General features: G+C 58.8%; 23 protein-coding genes. 15 read left to right on the plus strand and 8 right to left on the minus strand.

What is annotated here, in order from left to right; genetic code table 11:
* Positions 1-4: 4 nt before the first annotated feature.
* Both V6L79_RS06010 and V6L79_RS06015 read right to left on the minus strand, forming a co-directional pair.
* Complete coding sequence (locus V6L79_RS06010; RefSeq protein WP_338579927.1) at positions 5-1,321, minus strand: bifunctional DedA family/phosphatase PAP2 family protein; 1,317 nt, start codon at positions 1,319-1,321, stop codon at positions 5-7.
* A 162-nt stretch (positions 1,322-1,483) separates the two neighbouring features.
* Positions 1,484-2,152 (minus strand): DNA-3-methyladenine glycosylase, encoded by a 669-nt coding sequence (locus V6L79_RS06015; RefSeq protein ID WP_261742362.1) that lies wholly within the window; start codon positions 2,150-2,152, stop codon positions 1,484-1,486.
* A gap of 176 nt (positions 2,153-2,328) precedes the next feature.
* Between V6L79_RS06015 and V6L79_RS06020 the strand changes: the two genes are divergently transcribed.
* The 13 genes from V6L79_RS06020 to V6L79_RS06080 all read left to right on the plus strand — a co-directional run bounded on the left by V6L79_RS06020 (position 2,329) and on the right by V6L79_RS06080 (position 14,735).
* Positions 2,329-3,600, plus strand: a complete 1,272-nt coding sequence (locus V6L79_RS06020; RefSeq protein WP_338579928.1) for a glutamate-5-semialdehyde dehydrogenase — start codon at positions 2,329-2,331, stop codon at positions 3,598-3,600.
* Entirely contained in the window at positions 3,569-4,291 is a 723-nt protein-coding gene (gene nadD / locus V6L79_RS06025; protein WP_261740796.1) for a nicotinate-nucleotide adenylyltransferase, read from the plus strand. The genes V6L79_RS06020 and nadD overlap by 32 nt, the downstream gene beginning before the upstream one ends.
* Before the next feature lie 71 nt (positions 4,292-4,362).
* Positions 4,363-4,857 carry a ribosome silencing factor gene (gene rsfS / locus V6L79_RS06030; protein WP_261740797.1) on the plus strand — a complete coding sequence of 165 codons (495 nt, stop codon included), beginning with the start codon at positions 4,363-4,365 and terminating at the stop codon, positions 4,855-4,857.
* Between the two features lie 9 nt (positions 4,858-4,866).
* Entirely contained in the window at positions 4,867-5,334 is a 468-nt protein-coding gene (rlmH, locus tag V6L79_RS06035) for a 23S rRNA (pseudouridine(1915)-N(3))-methyltransferase RlmH (RefSeq protein WP_003444191.1), read from the plus strand.
* Between the two features lie 12 nt (positions 5,335-5,346).
* Positions 5,347-7,242: a penicillin-binding protein 2 gene (mrdA, locus tag V6L79_RS06040; protein WP_261740798.1), complete on the plus strand. Its 1,896-nt coding sequence runs from the start codon at positions 5,347-5,349 to the stop codon at positions 7,240-7,242.
* 31 nt (positions 7,243-7,273) lie between these two features.
* Positions 7,274-8,377 (plus strand): rod shape-determining protein RodA, encoded by a 1,104-nt coding sequence (gene rodA / locus V6L79_RS06045; RefSeq protein WP_261742363.1) that lies wholly within the window; start codon positions 7,274-7,276, stop codon positions 8,375-8,377.
* Between the two features lie 17 nt (positions 8,378-8,394).
* A complete protein-coding gene (gene mltB / locus V6L79_RS06050; protein ID WP_261740799.1) occupies positions 8,395-9,405 on the plus strand; it encodes a lytic murein transglycosylase B in 1,011 nt (336 codons plus the stop codon).
* Positions 9,405-10,394, plus strand: a complete 990-nt coding sequence (locus V6L79_RS06055; RefSeq protein ID WP_261740800.1) for a septal ring lytic transglycosylase RlpA family protein — start codon at positions 9,405-9,407, stop codon at positions 10,392-10,394. The genes mltB and V6L79_RS06055 overlap by 1 nt, the downstream gene beginning before the upstream one ends.
* A gap of 176 nt (positions 10,395-10,570) precedes the next feature.
* Positions 10,571-11,728, plus strand: coding sequence for a D-alanyl-D-alanine carboxypeptidase family protein (locus V6L79_RS06060; RefSeq protein ID WP_338579929.1), 1,158 nt, complete (start codon positions 10,571-10,573; stop codon positions 11,726-11,728).
* A 78-nt stretch (positions 11,729-11,806) separates the two neighbouring features.
* Positions 11,807-12,082: a DUF493 domain-containing protein gene (locus V6L79_RS06065; protein WP_261740802.1), complete on the plus strand. Its 276-nt coding sequence runs from the start codon at positions 11,807-11,809 to the stop codon at positions 12,080-12,082.
* Positions 12,082-12,735 carry a lipoyl(octanoyl) transferase LipB gene (gene lipB / locus V6L79_RS06070; RefSeq protein ID WP_261740803.1) on the plus strand — a complete coding sequence of 218 codons (654 nt, stop codon included), beginning with the start codon at positions 12,082-12,084 and terminating at the stop codon, positions 12,733-12,735. The genes V6L79_RS06065 and lipB overlap by 1 nt, the downstream gene beginning before the upstream one ends.
* Before the next feature lies 1 nt (position 12,736).
* Complete coding sequence (gene lipA, locus V6L79_RS06075) at positions 12,737-13,777, plus strand: lipoyl synthase (RefSeq protein ID WP_261740804.1); 1,041 nt, start codon at positions 12,737-12,739, stop codon at positions 13,775-13,777.
* 4 nt (positions 13,778-13,781) lie between these two features.
* Entirely contained in the window at positions 13,782-14,735 is a 954-nt protein-coding gene (locus V6L79_RS06080; RefSeq protein WP_338579930.1) for an LD-carboxypeptidase, read from the plus strand.
* Positions 14,736-14,810: 75 nt separating this feature from the next.
* Here V6L79_RS06080 and V6L79_RS06085 read toward each other — a convergent pair whose 3' ends face one another.
* The 5 genes from V6L79_RS06085 to leuS all read right to left on the minus strand — a co-directional run bounded on the left by V6L79_RS06085 (position 14,811) and on the right by leuS (position 20,884).
* Complete coding sequence (locus V6L79_RS06085) at positions 14,811-16,115, minus strand: lytic murein transglycosylase (protein WP_261740806.1); 1,305 nt, start codon at positions 16,113-16,115, stop codon at positions 14,811-14,813.
* Positions 16,116-16,165: 50 nt separating this feature from the next.
* A complete protein-coding gene (gene arfA / locus V6L79_RS06090) occupies positions 16,166-16,315 on the minus strand; it encodes an alternative ribosome rescue factor ArfA (protein WP_003444166.1) in 150 nt (49 codons plus the stop codon).
* Positions 16,316-16,502: 187 nt separating this feature from the next.
* Positions 16,503-17,540, minus strand: coding sequence for a DNA polymerase III subunit delta (gene holA / locus V6L79_RS06095; RefSeq protein ID WP_338579931.1), 1,038 nt, complete (start codon positions 17,538-17,540; stop codon positions 16,503-16,505).
* A 42-nt stretch (positions 17,541-17,582) separates the two neighbouring features.
* Positions 17,583-18,188 carry an LPS assembly lipoprotein LptE gene (gene lptE / locus V6L79_RS06100; RefSeq protein ID WP_261740808.1) on the minus strand — a complete coding sequence of 202 codons (606 nt, stop codon included), beginning with the start codon at positions 18,186-18,188 and terminating at the stop codon, positions 17,583-17,585.
* Between the two features lie 89 nt (positions 18,189-18,277).
* Positions 18,278-20,884, minus strand: a complete 2,607-nt coding sequence (gene leuS / locus V6L79_RS06105) for a leucine--tRNA ligase (protein WP_261740809.1) — start codon at positions 20,882-20,884, stop codon at positions 18,278-18,280.
* Positions 20,885-21,117: 233 nt separating this feature from the next.
* Between leuS and V6L79_RS06110 the strand changes: the two genes are divergently transcribed.
* Both V6L79_RS06110 and V6L79_RS06115 read left to right on the plus strand, forming a co-directional pair.
* Positions 21,118-21,417, plus strand: a complete 300-nt coding sequence (locus V6L79_RS06110) for a hypothetical protein (RefSeq protein WP_261740810.1) — start codon at positions 21,118-21,120, stop codon at positions 21,415-21,417.
* Between the two features lie 146 nt (positions 21,418-21,563).
* The gene (locus V6L79_RS06115; RefSeq protein ID WP_261740811.1) at positions 21,564-22,325 is read left to right on the plus strand and encodes a YdcF family protein; all 762 of its coding nucleotides are present in this window, start codon (positions 21,564-21,566) and stop codon (positions 22,323-22,325) included.
* A gap of 108 nt (positions 22,326-22,433) precedes the next feature.
* Here V6L79_RS06115 and lnt read toward each other — a convergent pair whose 3' ends face one another.
* A complete protein-coding gene (lnt, locus tag V6L79_RS06120; protein ID WP_261740812.1) occupies positions 22,434-23,957 on the minus strand; it encodes an apolipoprotein N-acyltransferase in 1,524 nt (507 codons plus the stop codon).
* Positions 23,958-23,968 lie beyond the last annotated feature (11 nt).

Here is a 23,968-nt window from a genome sequence, read left to right on the forward strand (position 1 = left end):
TCCGTTAATAGGCGTAGCGCAGCAGCTCTTTGGGCAAGTGCCCCAGCATGAAGAAACCGTATAAGGCGGTTACTGAAGGCAAGAGCAGCCACCAGATTTTCTGCGGTATCGGTTCCAGTGGCATGAATCGCTGGCTCAGCGCCATGGCGAATGCGTTGACGGTGATGGCGAGCAGGGCACCAGCAGTGATATCGGTTGGCCAATGAGCACCCAGGTAAACCCGCGACATCGCCACGGTGATCGCCAGCAAACATCCCAGTAGCACCCAAGTGACGCGCATGCGCTGCGGCTGATTGCGCCCGGCCAGAATCGCCAGGGCGACAAAAAACGCAAACGCGCCGGAGCTGTGACCGCTGGGCATGCTGTAGCTGGTCAGCGGGTCGACCAGCACTTCGGGGCGTACCCGCGCAAAGAAGTGCTTGGTCAGCGTATTGGCCACGGCGGTAAATAGGGTGACCCCGCCAAAGAACCACATCGCCCGCCATTGGCGTGTACAGAACAGAATGACGCACACCAGCGCCGCGGCTAAAAGTTGGGTACCGAAGTTGCCGACTTGCGTGACCATTACGGCGGCGGTATCCATGACGCTACTGCGATGTTCCTGGACCAGCGCGGTGATGCCCTCGTCGAAGGCTGTCATGTGCGGGTAGCCGATAAACACCGCGAGCAGCAGGGTCAGGCTTAATGCGCCGATCAGCAAGGTGGTCCTGGGTTGGCGGCGAATACTGGCATTGATGCTCAGACCCAGCAGGGCGGCGAGGCCTACGGCAACGATGGCTGCCTGAGGCCAGAAGCCTTCGGGCAGCGGCAGGCGAATTGCCGCTCCGGTTGCCCACCCCGGCAGCAGATACGCCACCGACCAGCCAGCTCCGGCCAGCAGACTGACGGCGATAAAACGCGGGAGTGGCATATCGCACATCCCGGCAACCATCGGCAGCATAGGGCGCAGCGGGCCGATAAAGCGCCCGATCAGCAAGCTGACAATGCCGTAACGATGAAAATAGCTCTCGGCCCCGCTCATCCACTCAGGGTGAGTGCGCAAAAGTGGCAAGCGCCGGATGTTCTGGTGGAAACGTCTGCCCAGGAAGTAAGACACCACATCGCCCAGCAGCCCGCCGAGAAAGCCCAGCACCAGGGTTTCGCCCAGTGATAGCGCTCCGCTGCCGGCCATGACGGTAATTGCAAAGAGCAGCACGGTGCCGGGGACGATAGTCCCGACAATGGCCAGGCACTCCATAAACGCCACAATAAGTACCGCAAGGCCCAGCCACTGCGGGTTGGCTGTCAGCCAGCCAGTCAAGCTATCGAGCCATGGGCCCATGTTTCAATTTCCTTGTTCGCTTTTAAGTTTTTTGTTGGGGTTAGTGTCTTGAAGTGGATCGCTTTTTTTGTGGGAGCGGGCGTGCTCGCGATGGCATCACTGCGGTTTACCAGGCAGACCGCGTCGCCTGCATCGCGAGCAAGCCCGCTCTCACAATAGAGATCATGGGGTTTCCAGAATCAAATAGTCCTGCCCCTCAATCTGCCCACGACGCAGCGGGTTGCGGGTGCAAAAAGCAGCGTAGTCAGCGTCGACAAAGCGGTACATCAAGTGTTCATCTCGCCCGTGGGGGATGCCCAAACGAGTGGTCTGGATGATCCGCGAAGGTTGTTCTCTGACGTCGTCGACCCATAAACGTTCGGGGTCGAAACATTTGGCATCCCAATCGCGCACTTTCAGGCCCAGCGCCTTGCACAGCAAGGTTTGCCCAGCACAGAGCTTTTGCTCGGTTCGCGGCTGGCCTTGGGCATCGGGGTTGTTGCGTTGCATCTGCGCCAGGCTGTCGGGGCCCGACAGATCATCGAGCCACGGGTAAGCCGACTTGATCAGTACAGCATTGCCGGGCCCGTGAGCACTGAAATTCAGCGAGTCGCCGCCACGGGCGTAATACATATAGATGTGCCCGCCATCGAGAAACAGCGCTTTGCGCTTCTGCGTGAAGCCCAGCGAGGCATGGCTGCCCTTGTCGGCGATGTAATAGGCTTCGGTTTCGATTATTCGTGCGCTGAGCCACAGACCGTTGACCCGATGCCGAATGACCTTGCCCAGCAGATCGCGGGCAAGAAGTTGGGCATCGCGGTCGAAAAAGGCATCAGGCAGCATCATTGGCATTTTCAGGGCGGTCAGTGGATAGCTGAAAAGTGGCAGATCATAGCAAGTCATGCTTAATCGGGGCTGAACGCAGTGTATTTACTGCCCATTTCGACCATCCGCCTGCCACCGCTGTGCGTGAGGCGGCGGGACCGCTATAATCGGCCGCTTTCCTCCCTGCCAAGACCTTTGAGACCATGACTGAGTCCGTTCTTGACTACATGACCCGCTTGGGTCGCGCTGCTCGCGAAGCCTCCCGCGTGATTGGCCGTGCCAGTACGGCGCAGAAGAACCGTGCCCTGCACAGTGCTGCTGCGGCATTGGATGCCGCTCGTCTGGAGTTGGTTGCTGCCAACGAACTGGACTTGGCCGCTGGCCGAGCCAGAGGCCTTGAGCCTGCGATGCTGGAGCGTCTGGCGCTGACCCCTGCACGCATCGACAGTATGATTGTCGGTTTGCGTCAGGTGGCAAGCTTGCCAGACCCCGTCGGCGCAATCCGCGACATGAGCTACCGTCCTTCGGGTATTCAGGTAGGCAAGATGCGCGTGCCGTTGGGTGTAGTCGGAATCATTTATGAGTCGCGTCCGAACGTGACCATCGATGCGGCCAGTCTGTGCTTGAAGTCAGGTAATGCGACCATCCTGCGTGGTGGCTCCGAGGCGATTCACTCCAACCGAGCCATTGCGGTCTGCATTCAACGCGGCCTGGCCGAGGCCGGGCTGCCACCAGCCGTGGTGCAAGTGGTTGAAGTGACCGATCGCGCCGCTGTTGGCGCGCTGATCACCATGCCCGAGTACGTTGATGTGATCGTGCCTCGGGGCGGCAAAGGCCTGATCGAGCGCGTCAGCCGTGACGCCAAGGTGCCGGTGATCAAGCATCTGGACGGTATTTGCCATGTGTACGTCAGTGCCCAGGCCGATCTGGCCAAGGCTCAGCGTATTGCGTTCAATGCCAAGACCTACCGCTACGGGATCTGCGGGGCGATGGAAACCCTGCTGGTGGATCAGGCAGTGGCAGCCCGGTTTTTGCCGGCGATGGCTGAACAATTTCGCGCCAAGGGCGTCGAATTGCGCGGTTGTGAGCGCACTCAGGCGCTGATTGACGTAGTTGCAGCGACTGAAGAAGACTGGAACACCGAGTACCTGGACGCTATTTTGTCGATTCGCATTGTCGATGGGCTGGACCAGGCGATTGAACACATCAATCATTATGGCTCCCACCATACTGACTCGATCGTGACCGAACATCAGGGGGATGCCCGGCGTTTTATGGCCGAAGTGGACTCCAGTTCCGTGATGCTCAACACACCAACCTGCTTTGCCGATGGATTTGAATACGGATTGGGTGCGGAGATTGGCATTTCTACTGATAAGCTGCACGCCCGCGGCCCGGTGGGTCTCGAAGGTCTGACCTGCGAGAAGTACATTGTGGTCGGTGATGGCCAGTTGCGCGGTCAGGAGCCGGTTTGACTTGGTCAACCTTAAAGCGTCAGTGCTGGCACCGATAATCGAAGCGTTACCCCGGCGCATTGGCGTACTGGGCGGAACCTTCGATCCGGTGCATATCGGGCATTTGCGTGGCGGGCTTGAAGTGGCTGAAATGATGGGGCTCGACGAGCTGCGTCTGACACCCAACGCCAGGCCGCCCCACCGCGACACGCCCCAGGTGTCAGCCCACGACCGTTTGGCGATGGTTGAGTGCGCTGTCGCAGGAGTGGCTACGCTGGTGGTGGACGCCCGGGAGCTGCAACGGGACAAGCCGTCTTACACGATCGATACGCTGGAACTGATGCGGGCCGAGATGGCCGCGGATGACCAGTTGTTTTTACTGTTGGGTTGGGACGCTTTTTGCGGCCTGCCCACGTGGCATCGCTGGGAAGAGTTGCTCCAGCATTGCCATATCCTGGTGCTACAGCGCCCGGATGCCGACAGCGAACCGCCGGATGCCTTGCGCAACCTGCTGGCAGCGCGCTCGGTAAGCGACCCGCTGGCCCTGAAGGGGGCAAGCGGACAGATTGCATTCGTTTGGCAGACGCCGCTCGCGGTATCAGCCACCCAGATCCGTCAACTGCTGGCCAGCGGTAAGTCGGTACGTTTCCTGGTGCCCGACGCGGTCCTGGCCTACATCGATGCGCACGGGCTTTACCGTGCGTCGAACTAAAAAGGGTGTGTTTCAAGGCGCGAATTGACGTGTATTGAAACACCCGAACATACGAGCAAAACGAGTTTTATATGACTGACAAAGATGTAAGCAAAGTAAAGCGCAAAGGCACATTCAAAAGCGCCCCGCTGCCAGAAAAAACCTTCAACGGCGAGCCTCTCAAGGGCGAAGAGCTGGTCAAGATCGCTGTAGCTGCTCTGGAAGACGTCAAGGCCCAGGACATTCAGGTTATCGACGTTCGTGACAAGCACAGCATCACTGACTTCATGATCATCGCTACCGGTACGTCCAACCGTCAGATCGGCGCGATGCTCGACAAGATCCGCGAAGCGGTCAAGGCTCTGGGCGTCAAGCCTTTGGGCGAAGAAGGCAAGGGCGACAGCGACTGGGTTCTGTTGGACATGGACGACGTGATCGTTCACATGATGACCGCCAGCGCTCGTCAGTTCTACGACCTGGAGCGTCTGTGGGCCGGTGCTGAGCAAAGCCGTGCAGGCAGCGCTGCTCACCACAGCCCGGAAAACACCCATGAGCATTTTCTGAAGCTCAACAAAGACCAAGAGTAAGGGTTCGCTGTGCGCCTGCGTTTGATCGCTGTCGGTTCGCGCATGCCTAAATGGGTGGAAGAAGGCTGGCATGAGTATGCCAAGCGTCTGCCATCCGAACTGGCTCTCGAACTGGTGGAAATACCGCTCAATACCCGTGGCAAGAATGCCGACGTGGCTCGCTTCATCCGTCAGGAAGGCGAGGCCATGCTGGCCAAGGTCGGCCCGGGTGAGCGGATCGTCACCCTCGAAGTGCACGGCAAGCCGTGGAGTACCGAGCAACTGGCGGTTGAACTCGACCGCTGGCGCCTGGATTCGCGAACGGTGAACTTTATGGTCGGCGGCCCGGAAGGGTTGGCGCCGGAAGTCTGCGCCCGCGCTGATCAGCGCTGGTCGCTGTCGCCGTTGACGTTGCCGCACCCGTTGGTAAGGATTCTGATCGGTGAGCAGTTGTACCGCGCCTGGACAGTGTTGTCCGGGCACCCTTACCACAAATAGTCAGCGTCCTGAATGTCTCAGCCGATTCGCCTTAAAGACCACGAGAAAGACGCACGCCTTGTGCGTAGCCGAGTCGTGGTCGGCGCAATTGTCGTTGTAGCGCTCATTTGCGCGTTGATTGTGCGGCTGTACTATCTGCAGGTGGTGCAGTACGAATACCACTCCACCTTGTCAGAAAACAACCGGGTGCATGTGCGGCCGCTTCCTCCTCCCCGCGGCCTGATTTTTGACCGCAATGGTGTGGTTATCGCGGACAACCGGCCCAGCTTTAGCCTGACCATGACCCGTGAGCGTTCAAAGGGCTGGCAGCAGGAACTCGACGTTGTTGTCGAGATACTGGAGCTCACGCCTGAAGATCGCGCCCTGTTTGAAAAGCGCATGAAGCAGGGGCGGCGGCCATTTGAGGCCGTGCCCATCCTGTTTGAGCTCAACGAAGAACAGATCGCCCGGATTGCCGTGAACCAGTTCCGCCTGCCCGGGGTTGAGGTGGACGCGCAGTTAGTGCGTCATTACCCGCAGGGCGCGCATTTTGCGCACTCGGTGGGCTATATGGGGCGGATCAACGAGAAAGAGCTTAAAACCCTCGATCCGGTCAGTTACAGCGGCACCCACCATATTGGCAAAACCGGCATCGAGCGTTTCTACGAAGCCGAGCTGCACGGTCAGGTGGGTTACGAAGAAGTCGAAACCAATGCCCGCGGTCGCGTGTTGCGAGTACTTAAGCGCACAGACCCGATCCCCGGCAAAGACATCGTGCTCAGCCTCGATATCAAGCTGCAGGAGGCTGCCGAAGAAGCCCTTGCCGGGCGTCGTGGCGCGGTGGTCGCACTCAACCCGCTGACGGGCGAAGTGCTGGCCATGGTCAGCCAGCCGAGCTTCGACCCTAACCTGTTTGTGACCGGTATCAGCTTCAAGGCTTATGCAGAGCTGCGCGATTCGATTGATCGACCGTTGTTCAACCGCATCTTGCGCGGTCTGTATCCTCCGGGCTCGACCATCAAGCCCGCAGTGGCGATTGCAGGCCTGGACAGCGGCGTGATCAGCGGCGCAACGCGGGTTTATGACCCCGGCTATTACCAGTTGCCCAATTACGATCACAAATACCGTAACTGGAACCGCACGGGTGATGGCTACGTCGATCTGGATACCGCAATCATGCGCTCCAACGACACTTATTTTTACGATCTGGCCCACAAGCTGGGTATTGATCGCCTGTCTTCCTACATGAACCAGTTTGGCATTGGCCAGAAAGTCTCCCTCGACATGTTCGAAGAGTCTGCCGGGCTTATGCCGTCCCGTGAGTGGAAACGAGCGACCCGGCGCCAGGCCTGGTTCCCGGGTGAGACGCTGATCCTGGGGATCGGTCAGGGCTATATGCAGTCCACGCCTTTGCAGCTGGCCCAAGCCACGGCGCTGATTGCCAGCAAGGGCAAGTGGATCCGTCCGCATCTGGCCAAGACCATCGAGGGCGTGCCGCCTGTTGATCCGAACCCGATGCCCGATATCGTCCTGCGTGACCCGTCCAATTGGGCCAAGGTCACTCACGGCATGCAGCAAGTGGTGCATGGCGCACGCGGTACGGCGCGGGTTGCGGGGGTTGGCGCGCAATACCTGATTGCTGGCAAGAGTGGTACGGCGCAGGTGGTGGCGATCAAACAGGGCGAAAAATACGACCGTTCCAAGGTTCAGGAACGTCATCGTGACCATGCCCTGTTCGTTGGCTTTGCTCCGGCCAATAACCCGCAAATTGCTGTCTCGGTCATGATTGAAAACGGCGAAGCCGGCAGTCGAGTGGCGTCGCCGGTGGTGCGTTCGGTCATGGACGCCTGGTTGCTGGGTGCAGACGGCAAACTCAAACCCGAGTACGGCGGTCCCGTAAAGGCAGAGGTTACGGCCAATGATCAGTAATTTTGACCGCATCCTCTCCAGTGAGGACGTGATGCGTCGCCGTGCCACGCTGCTTCAGCGCTTGCATATCGATGGCCCGCTGCTGATTTTGCTCCTGACCCTGGCGGCTGGCAGTTTGTTTGTGCTGTATTCGGCCAGCGGCAAAAGCTGGGATTTGCTGAGCAAACAGGCGACTTCATTCGGAATCGGGCTGGTGTCGATGTTTATCATCGCCCAGCTGGAGCCGCGCTTTATGGCACGCTGGGTGCCGATTGGCTACTTGATCGGGGTCATGTTGCTGGTGGTGGTGGACGTCATGGGCCACAACGCCATGGGGGCAACGCGCTGGATCAACATTCCGGGGGTTATTCGCTTCCAACCCTCGGAATTCATGAAAATCCTCATGCCGGCGACGATTGCCTGGTATCTGTCCAAGCGCACCTTGCCGCCGCAACTCAAGCATGTGGCGGTTAGCCTGATGCTGATCGGGGTACCCTTTGCCCTGATCGTGCGCCAGCCCGACCTGGGTACCGCCTTGCTGGTGCTGGCGGGTGGCGCGTTTGTACTGTTTATGGGCGGGTTGCGCTGGCGCTGGATCCTCAGCGTGTTGGCAGCGACAGTGCCGGTGGCGATTGCCATGTGGATGTTCGTGATGCACGACTACCAGAAGCAGCGCGTACTGACCTTCCTCGACCCTGAAAGCGATCCGCTGGGCACCGGTTGGAACATCATCCAGTCCAAGGCCGCCATCGGCTCGGGCGGGGTATTTGGTAAAGGCTGGTTGCTGGGCACCCAGTCGCACCTGGACTTTCTGCCTGAAAGCCACACCGACTTCATTATTGCGGTAATGGGCGAAGAGTTCGGGTTGGTAGGTATTTGCGCACTGCTGCTGATTTACCTGCTGTTGATTGGTCGTGGCCTGGTGATTACCGCCCAGGCGCAGACCCTGTTCGGAAAATTGCTGGCTGGCAGCCTGACCATGACGTTTTTTGTTTATGTTTTCGTCAACATCGGTATGGTCAGTGGCTTGTTACCGGTGGTGGGCGTGCCATTGCCATTTATCAGTTACGGCGGCACTTCGCTCGTGACGCTGTTGTCAGCGTTTGGGGTTTTGATGTCGATTCACACACATCGCAAGTGGATCGCACAAGTTTGATTAAGGTGAACAATTCAATGCAAGCAATGCGTGGCTGGGCCGCTCGATACGCGTCATGGGTGGGCCTGCTGGGTCTGTTCGGGGCAGCGCAGAGTGCGGTGGCCGGCGACTACGAAGGCTCGCCCCAGGTGGCTGAGTTCGTAGGTGAAATGACCCGCGATTATGGGTTTGCCGGTGAGCAGTTGATGGGCGTTTTCCGTGAGGCGGAACGCAAGCAGAGCATCCTCGATGCGATCTCGCGCCCGGCTGAGCGTGTCAAACAGTGGAAAGAGTACGGTCCGATGTTCCTCACCGACGCCCGGGTTGCCCGCGGTGTCGACTTTTGGCGTGAACACGAAGCCGTGCTGGCTCGTGCCGAGCAGGAATACGGAGTCCCGGCCCAGGTGATTGTGTCGATCATCGGCGTCGAAACCTTTTATGGGCGCAATACCGGTAACTACCGGGTGATCGATGCACTGTCGACCCTGGGTTTTGATTACCCGCCGCGTGCCGAGTTTTTCCGCAAGGAGTTGCGAGAGTTTCTGCTGCTGACCCGCGAAGAGCAGGTTGACCCGCTGACGCTCAAAGGCTCCTATGCCGGTGCGATGGGTTTGCCGCAGTTCATGCCGAGCAGCTTCCGTGCCTATGCCGTGGATTTCGACGGTGACGGCCACATCAATATCTGGAGCAACCCGGACGATGCCATTGGCAGCGTTGCCAGCTACTTCAAGCGGCATGGCTGGGTAGCCGGTGAGCCGGTAGTAATACGGGCTGATGTGACGGGCGATCGGGCCGATGAAGGCTTGACCCAGGGCATCGAGCCGGTCAAAACAGTCGGGGAGTTGCGAGCGCTGGGCTGGTCGAGTCATGATGCGCTGCGCGACGACATGCCGGTTACGGCATTCCGTCTTGAAGGCGCCAATGGCCCTGAATACTGGATGGGCCTGAAGAACTTTTATGCGATCACGCGCTATAACAGAAGCGTGATGTACGCCATGGCAGTGCATCAACTGTCCGACCTGCTGGTTCAAGCACGGGGCAACAAGTAATGCCGTTTTTAGCGATTCGCACACCTTTGAAACTCGCTGCCTGCGCCGCTATCGCGCTGCTGGTGGTGAGCTGCTCCAGCAGTCGCTCGAGCAACCCGCAGACATCAAGTGGCGTCAGTTCCAAGCCGGGCCTGGACATCAACCGCGCGCACAAGGACGGCGCGCCGTGGTGGGATGTCGACGTATCGCGTATCCCCGATGCCACGCCGACCCTGCACAGCGGTCCCTACAAGGCTGCGCCGTACTCGGTGCTGGGCAAGACCTACTTCCCGATGCAAGAGTCAAAGACCTATGTCGCCTCTGGCACTGCGTCCTGGTACGGCACCAAGTTCCACGGGCAGAACACCGCCAATGGCGAGGTCTATGACCTGTATGGCATGAGCGCGGCACACAAGACCCTGCCGCTGCCCAGCTACGTCAAGGTGACCAATCTCGACAACGGCAAGGCTGTGGTTTTGCGGGTTAACGATCGTGGCCCGTTTTATTCGGACCGTATTATCGATCTGTCCTACGCTGCCGCCAAAAAACTCGGTTATGCCGAAACTGGCACGGCGCGGGTCAAGGTTGAAGGTATTGATCCTCAAGCCTGGTGGGCCCAGCGTGGTCGCCCGGCACCCTTGATGCTCAATGAGCCGAAAATGGCCCAGAACACAGCTCCGACCGTGTCGACCGGCAAGGTGGAACAGTGGACGCCGCCAGCCCAGCAGCATGCCGCCGATGTCGTGCCTGTTACCCCGATGGTCAAGGGCCAGGGTACGTATTTGCAGGTAGGCGCCTTTGCCAATCCTGACGCTGCCGAGTTGCTTCGTTCCAAGCTCAGTGGCATGGTCAGCGCTCCTGTATTTATCAGCTCGATTGTGCGCAATCAGCAGACCTTGCACCGCGTGCGTCTGGGGCCTATCGCCTCGGCAGGCGAGGTGACACAAATGCAAAACAGCGTGCGTCTGGCCAATTTGGGCCAGCCAAGCGTTGTGACGTCGGATCAGTAACACCGATCAAAGCGTTGGGCCAGGAGTGTTCCAGGCCCAAACGCAGTTGTAGAGGTCAAGAATAAAAGCCCTTCGAGGGGCCAGGCTTGCAACTGAATACGCGGCAGCCAGTCAAAGGACTGCCTGTACAGTTTTGCCCGTGAGGGTAAGTTTCCATTAACAACTTCGAGAGACGGATGAACATCACCACCTTTGCCAAACGCCTGTGCCTGCTTGTACCGCTGATCATCACGCCTGCCGCCTGGGCGGTCGAGATGATGCCCGCACCGCCGCAACTGGCTGCCAAGGCTTACGTTCTGATGGATGCCAGCAGCGGTAACGTGCTGGTCGAGAACAACGGCGACCAGCGTCTGCCGCCAGCCAGCCTGACCAAGCTGATGACCGCTTATATTGCGACCCTGGAGATCCGTCGTGGCCAGGTCGGTGAAAGCGATCCGGTAACCGTCAGCGAAAACGCATGGCGTACCGGCGGCTCGCGCATGTTCATCAAGGTCGGCACCCAGGTGTCGGTCAGCGATCTGCTGCACGGGATCATCATTCAGTCGGGTAACGACGCCAGCGTGGCTCTGGCCGAGCACATTGCCGGCAGCGAAGACGGATTCGCCGACATGATGAACAAGACTGCTGGCGAGCTGGGCATGACCAACAGCCACTTCATGAACCCGACCGGCCTGCCGAGCCCGGAGCACTACTCGTCGGCTCATGACATGGCGTTGCTGGCCCGTGCCATCATTCACGAAGACCCGACTCACTACGCGATCTACTCGCAGAAAGAGTTCTTCTGGAACGGCATCAAGCAGACTAACCGCAACCTGTTGCTGTGGCGTGACAAGACCGTTGATGGTCTGAAAACCGGTCACACCGACGAAGCTGGCTACTGCATGGTGTCGTCAGCTGTTCGTGACGGCCAGCGCCTGATCGCTGTGGTATTCGGTACCAACAGCGAAGTGGCCCGTGCTGCCGAGACCCAGAAGCTGCTGACCTACGGTTTCCGCTTCTTCGAAACCCAGACCTTCTACCAGAAGGGCGTAGAACTGGCTCAGGCGCCAGTCTGGAAAGGCACGACCAACCAGGTTAAAGCCGGTCTGGCCGAAGACTTGACCATGACCCTGCCTAAAGGCCAATTGAAAAAGCTGGCTGCAAGCATGACCATGAACCCGCAACTGATGGCCCCTATCGCCAAAGGCGATGTGATTGGCAAGGTTGAGGTCAAGCTCGATGACAAGGTTGTGCACAGCGCTGACCTGATCGCACTTGAACCCGTTGAGGAAGGTGGTATTTTCCGACGCGTTTGGGACAGCATCCGTCTATTCTTTTACGGGCTGTTCAACTGATTTCATCCACCAGTGTGACCCCGCGCCCACCCTGCGCGGGGCACGTTTGTAGCTCAGGGCTTACGAGGCCGTTACGCCATGACCGATACCGAAGTAAAGGCGCCAAAGATCGAATTTCCTAACGTTGACTACCCGGTTAAGGTGATCAGCGATACAGGCGTGGGTAACAAGGACAAGATCATCGACATCGTCAAGAAACACGCGACGATCAATCATGACCGTGTTGACGAGCGCCAAAGCAGTAACGGCAAATACACGACGATCCAGTTGCACATCGTGGCAACTGATCAGGACCAGCTTTACAACATCAACAGCGATCTGCGAGCCACCGGCTTCGTGCATATGGTGTTGTGATGTTGCAGGCCTTGGGTATTCGCGAGCTGGGTTTGCTTGACTACGAGCGCAGCTGGCTGGCGATGCAGCGGTTTACCGATGAGCGCAAACTTGACCCGGACACGCCAGACGAAGTCTGGCTGGTGCAGCACCCACCGGTGTTTACCCAAGGCCAGGCAGGCAAGGCCGAGCATCTGTTGCTACCGGGTGATATCCCGGTAATCAAGTCGGATCGCGGTGGTCAGGTGACCTATCACGGTCCTGGCCAGTTGGTCGCTTACCTGATGCTTGACGTACGCCGGCTGGGCTATGGTGTACGTGAGCTGGTAACGCGGATGGAACAGTGCCTGATCGACCTGCTCGCCAGCTATGGCGTGAGCGCTGCAGCCAAGGCCGATGCGCCTGGGGTGTATGTTGATGGCGCGAAAATAGCCTCTCTGGGGCTGCGGATACGTAATGGCTGCTCCTTCCACGGTCTGGCCCTGAATGTGGACATGGACCTGGAACCGTTTCGACGGATTAACCCCTGTGGTTACGCGGGGCTGGCGATGACCCAGCTGCGTGACCATGCAGGGCCGATTGAATTTGCCGAGGTAGGTGCCCGGCTGCGTGCGCAGCTCGTCAAACACCTCGACTATGCTGAGCAGACGACCCTGACGGGCGGAATCGACTGATATGACTACTGCGCAAGACGCTGTTCAAACCCTGATCCCGACGCTGGACATCTCAGAACGTGCAGCCCGCGCAAGCGAGGCCCGTTCCAAAGTTGAGACCGGCGTCAAATTGCGCGGTGCCGAAAAGGTTGCGCGTATCCCGGTCAAGATCATTCCGACCACCGAGCTGCCGAAGAAGCCTGACTGGATTCGTGTGCGCATCCCGGTTTCGCCTGAGGTCGACCGCATCAAGTCATTGCTGCGCAAGCACAAGCTGCACAGCGTGTGCGAAGAAGCTTCCTGCCCGAACCTGGGCGAGTGCTTCTCGGGCGGCACTGCGACGTTCATGATCATGGGCGATATCTGCACCCGTCGCTGCCCGTTCTGCGACGTGGGTCACGGCCGACCGAAGCCTCTGGACGTCAACGAGCCACAAAGCCTGGCAGTTGCCATTGCTGACCTGCGCTTGAAGTACGTAGTGATCACCTCGGTTGACCGCGACGACCTGCGTGATGGCGGCGCTCAGCACTTTGCAGACTGCATCCGCGAGATCCGCAAGCTGTCGCCGGGCGTGCTCCTCGAAACCCTGGTCCCGGACTACCGTGGTCGCATGGACGTTGCGCTGGAAATCACCGCAGCCGAGCCACCGGACGTGTTCAACCACAACCTCGAAACCGTGCCGCGCCTGTACAAGGCTGCGCGTCCTGGTTCCGACTATCAGTGGTCGCTGACCTTGCTGCAGCGCTTCAAGCAGATGATGCCGCACATCCCGACCAAATCCGGCCTGATGCTGGGTCTGGGCGAGACGGACGAAGAAGTGATCGAAGTAATGAAGCGCATGCGTGAGCACGACATCGATATGCTGACCCTGGGCCAGTACTTGCAGCCGTCGCGTAGCCACTTGCCGGTACAGCGTTTCGTACACCCGGACGTGTTTGCCTGGTTCGCCGAGGAAGGCTACAAAATGGGCTTCAAAAACGTGGCATCGGGCCCGCTGGTACGTTCTTCGTACCACGCCGATGAGCAAGCCAAGCTGGTCAAATCCATGCTGGTGAGTGCTTGATTCCATGAACAGCCGGCTCACCGCGCACGTGTCTTTCAAGGCTCACAGCGCGGTGCCCGCGTTGCCCGCTGGCGGGGTGATCGCACTGATCGCCCCGGCAGGTCCCGCCGAACTTGATCTGAACCTCGCTACCCAATGGATGCAGGCTCGTGGCTATCAGCTACGGGTTTTTCCAGGCGTGTGGGAAAAAGATGGCTATCTCGCAGGCTCCGATGCGGTGCGTTTACGCGACCTGCACGCTGCCTTTGCCGATGACAATATTGATGCGATTTTCTGTTTGCGCGGCGGCTATGGCTGCCCGCGTCTGCTGGATAGTATCGATTTTGAGCTTCTGCGCCGTCATCCCAAGCCATTTGTGGGTTACAGCGATATCACCGCGTTGCATCTGGCGATCACCCGTTACGCGGGCTTTGTGACCTTTCACGGGCCGATGCTTAACGCTGATCTGTTGGGCAATAAACAGCCGCCGACCGAGTCTTCACTGCTACGTATGCTCAGTGGGCAGCAATCGCCCGTCCTGGAGCATCCAGCTGCCTACCCGTTAACGACCATTGCCCCGGGCTGCGCCAGCGGGCGTTTGCTGGGCGGTAACCTGTCGATGATCTGCGCCGCTATGGGGACCGCGTTCGAGCTGGATGGCGAGGACATCGTTCTCTTTATCGAAGACGTCAACGAGCCGCTGTACCGGGTTGACCGCCTGCTCACGCATTTGCGGTTGGCAGGCAAGCTCAACAGGTTGCGCGGGGTTTTGGTGGGGGATGTGGCAGGCGTTGATGTTCAGGCGCTTGAGCGGTTGCTTGCACGGGAGCTGGGCACGCTTGGCATTCCTGTGTTGGCGGGATGGCGCAGCGGGCATTGCGACCCGAACCTGACATTGCCGATGGGCGCTCAGGTGCGCCTCGATGCGGACAAGCAGCAGTTGGTGCTTGAGCAGGCGGTAGTAACAGCTGTGGGCTAATCCTGTGGGAGCGAGCCTGCTCGCGAACAGCCGTCGTAATCCGTTCGCGAGCAGGCTCGCTCCCACATCTGCTAGCTAGTTGCTACGCAAACTTTCCAGCAACTTATGACTCGGGTAGCCATCAGCAGGCCAACCCATGGCTTGCTGCGCGCTGCGGATCGCTTTGCGGGTGTTGGCGCCGATGATGCCGTCAGCATTGCCCGCATCGTAATTGCGTTGGCTGAGCAGTGTTTGCAGTTCAACGCGTTCGGAGCGGCTCAATGGTCGGTCATCTTTTGGCCAGTCGGCCAGAATGGTTCCGCCACCGTTGAAGCGTTGCGACAGCAAACCTACGGCCAGAGCGTAGGACGATGAGTTGTTGTAGCGAAGGATGGCGCGGAAGTTATCCAGTACCAGGAACGCCGGGCCACGATAACCCGCAGGCAGGAGCAGGGTAGCGCTCAATTGATCCGAGCCGGCTGAGCTGGCAGGTAGGGTGACCCCCAGTTTCTGCCATTCACTTACACTTTTTTTCACCGCACCATCGGCCAGCGCGTAGTCAAAACCGGCAGGCAGTGTGACTTCGAAGCCCCACGGCTGACCTTGTTTCCAGCCCGAGCTTTGCAAGTAATGCGCAGTCGAGGCCAAGGCGTCGGCCGAGCTGTTCCAGATATCCCGACGACCATCGCCATCGAAATCCACGGCGTGGGTTTCATAGGTGGTGGGGATGAACTGGGTCTGGCCCATTGCGCCCGCCCAGGAACCGAGCATTTTCTCGGGGCTTATATCGCCTTGCTGAATGATCTTCAGCGCTGCGATCAATTGGCTCTGGGCAAACTCAGGGCGCCGCCCTTCGTAGGCCAGGGTGGCCAGCGAACGAATGACGGACTTGTTGCCCTGGAACGTACCGAAGTTGCTCTCCATGCCCCATACCGAAACCAGGGCCTGGCGATCGACGCCGTAACGCTGCTCGATGCGGCTTAGCAGCTCGGCATTTTGCTCCAGCAAACGCTGACCGTTACGCACACGCAAAGGCGACAGCGCGCCGTCGAGATACTCCCAGACAGGGCGGCTGAATTCAGGTTGGCTGCGATCTGCCTTGATCACACTCATATCGGGCGTGATGTCAGCAAAGGCGTTATCGAATACCAGCGGGCTGATTCCGGCTGCAAGTGCCTGCGCGCGGAAGTTGGCCTGCCACTCGCTGAAACTCTGTGCGGGCTGAACAAAGGGGATATCGGTACCTGGCGCGATAGTGGTCACCGCAGGGGCGGGAGGCGTCACAGGCAGGGGCTGAGCATCGGCTGCGGTAGGTTTCTCTGCGCAGGCGACTAGAAGGATGACGCTGGAAGCAGCGATCAGTTGGCGCATCGGCCAACCACGTTTATGACTTAAGGGCATGCGCAGGTCCAGGTAATGCAAATCAGATGCAGACCTTATCATCCCCGCTGTCAGGCAGCCAGAAAGTAAAAAGCCTCCCGGTCTCTCGACTGGAAGGCTTCGCGGCGGTAGCTGCCTTTGCCTTTGGCGGGGCGTTCCTGGCGGCTGCGGAACAGGGGTTGGGCAACAATGGATTTGGCCTTGTTGGGGCGCTTGCTCATGGCATTTGCTCTCACTGGGTTTAAACAAGTACAAATCATCGGCCAGATTTTTTGCATTGTCCAGCCCGACGGCATAACCCTCTGTTGCCGCTGCCGAAGGCTGCGATATGGGCCGCTGGCCCATCAATAAGCAGGCTCGCTCCCACTGGGGCTTGACCTGGAACAGAGTATCTACAAGGTTTTGCCTTTATTGCGCAGGCAAATTCAGCCGTTGCCCACACATCAACAGGGCGAGACGGCCCAGGCTGCTCCAGGCCGAACCCGCTGCCTGACCCTTGATTTGCGCATCGATATGTTGCGCATCCAGCAGCAATTGTGCCCAGCGTTGTGCCGAGTAACGCTGCAAGGCTTTGCTCATCAGTGGCTTGCGCTTGTCCCACACCGGTGGGCGTGCCTGGCTGAAAGCCTTGTCCAGCGGAATGCCTTGGCTGTATTGCAATGCAATATTGGCCAGCACCCGCAGCTCGCGTGCCAGTGCCCACAAAATTACCGGAGGCTCAACGCCTTCGCCGCGCAGGCCTTCAAGCATGCGCAAGGCATGGGCAGCTTCGCCGTTGAGCACGGCATCCACCAGGCCAAACACGTCAAAACGCGCACTATCGGCTACCGCCGCTTGCACTGTTTCAACCGTGATTTGGCCCTCTTCGGCCATTAACTTGAGCTTTTCGATTTCTTGCGCAGCGGCCAGCAGGTTGCCTTCGACCCTTGCGGCAATCAGTTCAACGGCGTCTTGGCTGGCTGACAAGCCAGCTTGAGACAAGCGCTGGCGAATCCATTGTGGCAACTGGTTGGCGTCCACTGGCCAGATCTGCACGAACTGGGTCTGTGGCCCTTCGATAAGCGCCTTGCCCCATTTGGTCTTCTGCGCGCTGCCATCAAGCTTGGGCAGGCTGATCAGCAGCAAGGTGTCTTCGGCCGGGCGTGAACAGTATTCGATCAGTGCTGCCGCGCCCTTGTCGCCGGGCTTGCCCGATGGCAAGCGCAGTTCCAGCAGGCGCTTTTCGGCAAACAGCGACATGCTGGCGCCCGCTTGCAGCAACGTGCCCCAGTCAAAACTGGCATCGGCGCTGAAGACCTGGCGTTCGTCGAAACCTTGCTGGCGTGCAGTACTGCGAATGGCGTCGGCAGCTTCCTGGCACAGCAACGGGTCATCGCCGCTGATGATGTAGACAGGCGAAAGATTGCCTTGCAGATGCTTGGCGAGTTGAGCGGGGGCGAGTTTCATAGGGCTATAACGATAGCGGGGCGCTTGAGCGCCCCGTATGCCTTACTGGTTTTGCAGTTCAAGTGGCGACTGTTGAGGAGTTTCCTCTTGAGCCTTGCGTGCAGCTTCAATGGCATCGGCTTCAGCCTTGGCCTTCGCATCTGCGAGCTCTTGCAGTTTTTCCAGCTTGGCCGGGGTCAGTTGCTCCAGGCGCATGACCAGTTGCTGAATGAGGTCGCGACGCATCTCTTTGCGGATCAGCAGGCTTTCCTGGTTGGCGCCAGCAATGTTGCTGCCGTCCTCCATGACAACTTTTTGCGCCTCAACTCGGTCGTTCAGTAGCGGCAAGTTGTTCTGGCCACGTACTTCATAGCTCACTACGTTGGTCAGTTGATACTCGACGGTGCCACCGTTGCCGGAGTAGGTGGCAGCGCGCTGAGTTTCTTTCTCGTTGGTCAAGATCAGTTTGTATGGCGCATTGGCGGTGAGTTTTACACCGCTGTTTTCCAGTACCTGACGCAGCTGGCGCACGGTATCGCCATAGGCGTTGCGAGCGCTGACGTTGAGTTCGGTGATCGTCAGCTGGTTGGTGCCGGTGCCGCGCAGCTGGAAGCCGCAGGCGCTCAACAAAATTGCGAGACCCATCACCAGCAAGTTGCGTTTGATCATGTGTTGCTCCCCTTGAAACCAGATAGGCCGACTAAGCGGCCCTGAAGGTCTTGTTGGGCGCCCGTGCATGGCATGGGCGCCTGTTCCAGTTAGCTGGCGACGATATTGACCAGTTTGCCGGGCACCACGATGACTTTACGAATCGTCAGGCCTTCGGTAAACCGCAGTACGTTTTCGTTGGTACGGGCAGCGGCTTCAACATCTTCACGGCTGGCGCTGGCTGGCATTTCGATATGCCCGCGCAGCTTGCCGTTGACCTGGATAACCAGTTGCAGGGTGTCTTGTACCAGCGCGCTTTCGTCCAGGGTGGGCCATGCTGCGTCGATGATGGCGCCGGCGTGGCCTAGCTGGTTCCACAACTCATGGCTGATGTGCGGAGTGATGGGTGCCAGTACCAGTGCAACAGTCTCAAGACCTTCCTGCAACAGGGAGCGGTCTTGCTCGGTCACTTGCGGTGCTTTTTCGAGCACGTTCATCACGGTCATCACCTGGGCGACGGCAGTGTTGAATTTATGATGCTGGCCAACGTCCTGGCTTGCTTGCTTGATAGCATGGTGGATGGCGCGGCGAACGACTTTTTGCTCATCGTTCAGGCTGGCGATATCCAACGCGCCCGGCAGGCCTTGGCCTACGTGGGCATGGGCCAGGCGCCATACACGCTTGAGGAAGCGGTGCGAGCCTTCAACACCCGAGTCGGACCATTCCAGACTTGCGTCAGGCGGCGAAGCAAACATCATGAACAGGCGGCAGGTGTCTGCGCCGTATTGCTCGATCATGTATTGCGGATCGACGCCGTTGTTCAGCGACTTGGACATTTTCTGCGTGCCGCCGATTTCTACTGGCAGGCCATCAGTCTTCAGCTTGGCGCCGATGATCTTGGCCTTGGCATCACGTTCGATTTCCACGTCGTCCGGGTTGAAGTAGTCCTTGCCGCCGTTGTCCAGCGTACGGAAGTAAGTCTCGGCGATCACCATGCCCTGAGTCAGCAGGTTCTTGAACGGCTCGTTGGAGCTGACCAGGCCTTCGTCACGCATCAGCTTGTGGAAGAAGCGCGCATACAGCAGGTGCAAGATTGCGTGTTCGATGCCGCCGATATACTGATCAACCGGCAACCAGTGGTCTGCTGCCGACTTCTCGACCAGACCGCCTTCATAGTGCGGCGAGGCGTAGCGGGCGTAGTACCACGACGACTCGACGAAAGTGTCCATCGTGTCGGTTTCGCGCTTGGCCGGTGCGCCGCATTTAGGGCAGCTGCACTCGTAGAACTCGGGCATGCGCGCCAGTGGCGAACCTGCGCCATCGGGTACGACGTCTTCTGGCAGGATCACAGGCAACTGGTCTTCAGGTACCGGAACGTCGCCACAGGTGTCGCAATGCACGATCGGGATCGGGCAGCCCCAGTAGCGCTGACGGCTGATGCCCCAGTCACGCAGGCGGAACTGGGTGCGTGACTGGCCCAGGCCTTTGGCGGTCAAGGCGGCTTCGATGGCTGCGAATGCCTCATCAAAGTTCAGGCCGTCAAACTCGCCTGAGTTGATCAGAATGCCGTGCTCGTTATAGGCGTCCTGCCATGGAGCAGGGGATTCGTCGCCAGCACTGGTGCGCACTACCGCGGTGATCGGCAGGTGGTACTTGGTGGCGAATTCGAAATCACGCTCGTCGTGTGCAGGCACGGCCATGACTGCGCCGTCGCCGTAATGCATCAATACATAGTTGGCGACCCATACCGGGAGCTTTTCGCCGGTCAGCGGGTGTTCGACGAACAACGACGTTGGCAGGCCCTTTTTCTCTTGGGTCGCCATGTCGGCTTCGGCAACGCTGCCGCCTTTGCATTCAGCGATAAACGCTTGCAGCTCAGGGCTGTTTTGCGCAGCCAGGGTGGCGAGCGGGTGCTCGGCAGCTACGGCCACGTAGGTTGCGCCCATCAGGGTATCCGGACGGGTGGTGAAGACTTTGAGTGCGCCCGCTTCGCCGATGGACTCGACGTTGTAAGGGAACTGCACTTCCATGCCGCGGGATTTGCCAATCCAGTTGCGCTGCATGGTTTTGACCTGCTCAGGCCAGCCTGGCATATCGTCGAGGCCTTCGAGCAGTTCATCCGCGTAGGCGGTGATCTTGAAGTAATACATCGGGATTTCGCGTTTTTCGATCACCGCGCCCGAACGCCAGCCGCGGCCGTCGATCACTTGTTCGTTGGCCAGTACGGTCTGGTCCACCGGGTCCCAGTTCACGGTGCCGTTTTTACGGTAGATCACACCTTTTTCGAACAGGCGAGTGAACAGCCATTGTTCCCAGCGGTAGTAATCCGGCTGGCAGGTAGTGATTTCGCGGGACCAGTCAACAGCCAGACCCAGGCTACGCAGCTGGGTTTTCATGTAGGCGATGTTTTCGTAGGTCCACTTGGCCGGCGCGACCTTGTTTTTCATCGCGGCGTTTTCAGCCGGCATGCCGAAGGCGTCCCAGCCCATAGGTTGCAGGACATTCTTGCCAAGCATGCGCTGGTAGCGGGAGATCACGTCACCGATGGTGTAGTTGCGCACGTGCCCCATGTGTAGCTTGCCGCTTGGGTACGGGAACATCGATAGGCAGTAGAACGTCTCTTTGCCTAGATCTTCGCTGACTTCGAAGGACTTTTGGTTGTCCCAGAATGATTGGGCGGCGGCTTCTATTTCACGGGGCTGATATTGTTCGTGCATGGCTACTTGTACTAATAAAGGGTGGCCTAATCCTCTTCAACATAGACCGGCGACAGTGTTGCCGATCAGGTTGGAGCAGGGGTTACAGGAAGTCCCGTAGCATACATGACCCCGCTCTATCGAGGGAAACCCTGATTGCCACATCACTCCGTTGGTCGCGGCAGCACTCTGGTTTTACAAGCGCGGCTAAGCTCTGTCTGGGGGAGATTGATTTCCTTAAATGAGGTGAACGGATGGCAGAGTTGCAACGCAGCGTAGCAACATCGCAAGTGTATGAGCGGCTGATCGATCGTTTGAGTGTGGCTCTTGATTCAGCAAAGACGGCTGTCCAATTACGTGATGAACGTCCTGTCGAGTTGGAGTTGCGAGGCTTGAGTCGTGCCGAACTGGAGTTGATCAACATCTATTTGAACCGGATCGGGCGTGAGGCTGTAGAACGCTCGCAAGGCAGCATGAACCAACAGGATGCCCCTTATAAAGCCAAGGTCATCTGGCTCAAGGACAGGGTGCAGGGGGGAAGGGTCACCCGGTGATTCAAACCGGCCCTTCAGTGAAAATCGTATTAATCAGAGGTACACCCCGGGTTGATGCATAAGGCGATTGTGTTTGAGTTTCTAACCAGCGCTGTTGATGCGGTCACTCAACCCACTTAGGCTTCGGGCATCTTTGGAGATGTCCGATGCCTATTCGATATTTTTTGAAACAACTTCTTTTACCTCCCGGAATTCTTTTGCTGCTCCTGGTACTCGCCTGGTGGCTGCGGCGTTCACGCCCGCGTTTGGCGGGCGTACTGTTTGCCCTAGGGGTGGGCGGGCTTTGGTTGATGAGTTTGCCGATCATGGTGGAGTGGAGCGCCCGCTTGCTCGAGCGAGAGCCCGCGCTGGCTCAGAGCGAGTGGTCGACGCTGGCCGGGCGCGCTGACGCGATCGTGGTGCTGGGCTCAGGGCGTGAGCGGGGTGATCCGGCTTGGGGCAGTGATCAGCCGACAGGCATCGGCCTGGAGCGCCAGCGCTATGCAGCCCGCCTGGCCAAGGCATCAGGCCTGCCGGTATTGACCACAGGTGGATTGCATTACGGTACGCCACCTAGCGAAGCGCAGTTGATGGCGGATTCGCTGCGTGATGACTTTGATGTGCAAGTGCGCTGGAAAGAAGAGAAAAGCCGGACCACGTGGGAAAACGCCAAAATGACAGCCGACATTCTGTTGCCGCTGGGTATCAAGCGCGTGGTCGTGGTGACTCACGGCTGGCATATGTCGCGTTCAGTTTGGTGCTTCGAAAAGGCCGGTTTTGAGGTGGTGCCCGCACCTGTCGGGTTCTTGAGTGCCGACAATGCGCGCCCGCTGGGGGGCTGGATGCCCGAATACAAGTCGTTCTGGCAGTCCGGGTTACTGATCAACGAGGCAGTGGGGCAGATTTCCTACCCGTTGTTTTATCGGTAATTGAGGGGAGTAACCTGCCTGCTCGCGATGCAAACGCTGCGGTCAGTGATGCGTTCGCGAGCAGGCCCGCCCCCCACAATGGCTTGTGAGCAGCGGGTTATGTGAGCACTAAACCGTCTTGGCAATCCGGCTGGTGATCAGTGCCCAGCCAATGAGCAGGCTGCACAGGATGATCAGCGGCCACGAGCGCCATTGCAGGTAAGGCGTGAGGTTGTGCATGGGCACTACTTCGCCATACATGATGCCTTGCTCGAACTGCGGGATTTGCGTGGTGATTTGCCCGAACGGGTTGATCAGCGCAGTCACGCCGTTGTTGGTCGCCCGGATCATCCAGCGCCCGGCTTCCAGGGCGCGCATTTGCGCCATCTGCAAGTGCTGCAACGGGCCAATCGAGGTGCCGAACCAGGTGTCGTTGCTAATGGTCAGCAAAATGTCGCTCTGGGCAGCAAGGCTGGCCACAAAGTCCGGGTACACCACTTCATAGCAAATAAGTGGTGCGATCTGATAACCCTTGGCTTGCAGCATGGCTTGCTCGGCCGGGCCGCGGGCAAAGTCGGACATCGGCAGATCAAAGAATGCGATCACACCGCGCAGAACATCCTGAAGCGGTACGTATTCGCCAAATGGCACCAGTTTCTGCTTCAGGTAAATGCCATCGCCTTCACCGACGGCTGTAATACCGTTGAAGAATCGCGACTCGTGACGCACTTCCTGGCGGATCGGTACACCGGTAATCAACGCTGAATTTCGATCAGCGGCAAACCGGCCCATCATGGTCAAAAACCCTTCGGCATTTTCTTTGAGCACCGGGATAGCCGTTTCGGGCCAAACGATCAGATCGGCACGTTTGGAACTGAAGGTCATGTCGCGGTACAGGGCCAACTGCGCATTGAGCTGCGCCGGATCCCATTTCATGCTTTGTTCGATATTGCCCTGGATCGCAGCCACGCTTAGTGGGTCACCCGAAGGGCTGGTCCAGGCATGGTGCTTGAGCGCCAAGCCAATGCACCAAGGACCGAGCAGCAACACTACGCCAGCCACGACAAAGGCTTTACGTCGGGTCTTGATCAAGCGTGGCAGGTTGCACAGAAGGGCTACGGTCAGGGCCAGAGTGAACGAGATCAGCCACATGCCACCCAATGGTGCGAGCCCGGCCAGTGGGCCGTCGAGCTGGCTGTAGCCGGAGTACAGCCACGGGAAACCGGTGAGGAACCAGCCGCGGAAGGCTTCCTGGGCGACCCATAGGGCAGCAAACGCCAGTGCGTCGGCCAGCGGGGCTTCGTTACGGCGGATCCAGCGCGCCCACAACCAGGCGGGCAGGGCAAAGAACCAGGCAATCGCTGCCGTGAACACCAGCATCAGCAGTCCGGCCAGCATCACGGACGCGCCGCCGAAATGGTGAATGCTGTAGTAGATCCAGCTGGTGCCAGCGCCAAACAGGCCGAAGCCGAAACACCAGCCACGACCCAATGCCTGTTTGGGAGTCAGGTCGCGCAAGCCGAGGTAGAACACGGCCAAGGCAACGAGTGCTATTGGCCAGATGTCGAAAGGTGCCAACGCCAGGGTTGTCAGTGCGCCGGCCACCACAGCCAGCAAGTTACCGGGCCAGCCGGGGGAGGTTATCCAGCGCATTTCAATCCTTG

Source organism: Pseudomonas sp. ML2-2023-6, assembly GCF_037055265.1.
GTDB classification, from domain to species: domain Bacteria; phylum Pseudomonadota; class Gammaproteobacteria; order Pseudomonadales; family Pseudomonadaceae; genus Aquipseudomonas; species Aquipseudomonas kulmbachensis.

Coding starts and splice junctions, on each gene's coding strand:
- V6L79_RS06010 (WP_338579927.1), bottom strand. CDS start 1,321: ATGGGCCCATGGCTCGATAGCTTGACTGGCTGGCTGACAGCCAACCCG.
- V6L79_RS06015 (WP_261742362.1), bottom strand. CDS start 2,152: ATGCCAATGATGCTGCCTGATGCCTTTTTCGACCGCGATGCCCAACTT.
- V6L79_RS06020 (WP_338579928.1), top strand. CDS start 2,329: ATGACTGAGTCCGTTCTTGACTACATGACCCGCTTGGGTCGCGCTGCT.
- nadD (WP_261740796.1), top strand. CDS start 3,569: ATGGCCAGTTGCGCGGTCAGGAGCCGGTTTGACTTGGTCAACCTTAAA.
- rsfS (WP_261740797.1), top strand. CDS start 4,363: ATGACTGACAAAGATGTAAGCAAAGTAAAGCGCAAAGGCACATTCAAA.
- mrdA (WP_261740798.1), top strand. CDS start 5,347: ATGTCTCAGCCGATTCGCCTTAAAGACCACGAGAAAGACGCACGCCTT.
- rodA (WP_261742363.1), top strand. CDS start 7,274: ATGCGTCGCCGTGCCACGCTGCTTCAGCGCTTGCATATCGATGGCCCG.
- mltB (WP_261740799.1), top strand. CDS start 8,395: ATGCAAGCAATGCGTGGCTGGGCCGCTCGATACGCGTCATGGGTGGGC.
- V6L79_RS06055 (WP_261740800.1), top strand. CDS start 9,405: ATGCCGTTTTTAGCGATTCGCACACCTTTGAAACTCGCTGCCTGCGCC.
- V6L79_RS06060 (WP_338579929.1), top strand. CDS start 10,571: ATGAACATCACCACCTTTGCCAAACGCCTGTGCCTGCTTGTACCGCTG.
- V6L79_RS06065 (WP_261740802.1), top strand. CDS start 11,807: ATGACCGATACCGAAGTAAAGGCGCCAAAGATCGAATTTCCTAACGTT.
- lipB (WP_261740803.1), top strand. CDS start 12,082: ATGTTGCAGGCCTTGGGTATTCGCGAGCTGGGTTTGCTTGACTACGAG.
- lipA (WP_261740804.1), top strand. CDS start 12,737: ATGACTACTGCGCAAGACGCTGTTCAAACCCTGATCCCGACGCTGGAC.
- V6L79_RS06080 (WP_338579930.1), top strand. CDS start 13,782: ATGAACAGCCGGCTCACCGCGCACGTGTCTTTCAAGGCTCACAGCGCG.
- V6L79_RS06085 (WP_261740806.1), bottom strand. CDS start 16,115: ATGCCCTTAAGTCATAAACGTGGTTGGCCGATGCGCCAACTGATCGCT.
- arfA (WP_003444166.1), bottom strand. CDS start 16,315: ATGAGCAAGCGCCCCAACAAGGCCAAATCCATTGTTGCCCAACCCCTG.
- holA (WP_338579931.1), bottom strand. CDS start 17,540: ATGAAACTCGCCCCCGCTCAACTCGCCAAGCATCTGCAAGGCAATCTT.
- lptE (WP_261740808.1), bottom strand. CDS start 18,188: ATGATCAAACGCAACTTGCTGGTGATGGGTCTCGCAATTTTGTTGAGC.
- leuS (WP_261740809.1), bottom strand. CDS start 20,884: ATGCACGAACAATATCAGCCCCGTGAAATAGAAGCCGCCGCCCAATCA.
- V6L79_RS06110 (WP_261740810.1), top strand. CDS start 21,118: ATGGCAGAGTTGCAACGCAGCGTAGCAACATCGCAAGTGTATGAGCGG.
- V6L79_RS06115 (WP_261740811.1), top strand. CDS start 21,564: ATGCCTATTCGATATTTTTTGAAACAACTTCTTTTACCTCCCGGAATT.
- lnt (WP_261740812.1), bottom strand. CDS start 23,957: ATGCGCTGGATAACCTCCCCCGGCTGGCCCGGTAACTTGCTGGCTGTG.